This is a genomic window from Blautia sp. Sow4_E7 (assembly GCF_052116245.1).
GTDB lineage: Bacteria > Bacillota > Clostridia > Lachnospirales > Lachnospiraceae > Blautia_A.
On record NZ_JBQKLL010000139.1, the window covers coordinates 1 to 518 of the forward strand.

At 38.8% G+C, this 518-nt stretch carries 1 protein-coding gene; it reads right to left on the minus strand.

Features of this window, described 5'->3' with window-relative positions; translation table 11 throughout:
- Positions 1-43: 43 nt before the first annotated feature.
- Positions 44-400 carry an IS66 family insertion sequence element accessory protein TnpA gene (tnpA, locus tag ACTQ50_RS19735; protein ID WP_441485574.1) on the minus strand — a complete coding sequence of 119 codons (357 nt, stop codon included), beginning with the start codon at positions 398-400 and terminating at the stop codon, positions 44-46.
- Positions 401-518 lie beyond the last annotated feature (118 nt).

The following is a 518-nucleotide window of genomic DNA, read 5'->3' on the forward strand; positions in this document are numbered from 1 at the left end:
CGTATATCCGGTACATAAATAAACATGTTGAAAGCCGGAAGCGTCATTGAGCATGATGTATGATTTCCATCATTCTGGATATCAGTTCTGATGGTGAATTTTCGTTCACACAGAGTTCTATCTCATTTATTCTTATGATCATCTGGGTTTCAAATGCAGAGGTTCCTTTTTTGATTGTTTTGGCTGATGACTGTTCTGATGTCAGAGCAGGAAGTTCCACAAAACCAGTTTGTATTAAAGCTGCTTCTTTTACTTTACGCAGCCAATAATAGTAGGCATCTCTGGATAACCCGTGCTGTTCACAATAAATATCAACTTTCTGGCCACTGGATTTGCAATCTTTTATAATTGCAGCCCATTCATTCAATCGGATTTGGCTGGTGGCTAACTTGGTGTTCATGATCAGTACCTCCTGTGGTGTTTTTCGTGAAAAGTGTGAAACACACTTTTTACACTTTTCACACCATTATCTCATCTTTTGGAGACGCAAGGAAGTTGACTGGTTATTCACCATTTAC

Bases quoted from the DNA above. Each gene is read 5' to 3' on its own strand.
- tnpA (WP_441485574.1), bottom strand. From the start codon at position 400: ATGAACACCAAGTTAGCCACCAGCCAAATCCGATTGAATGAATGGGCT.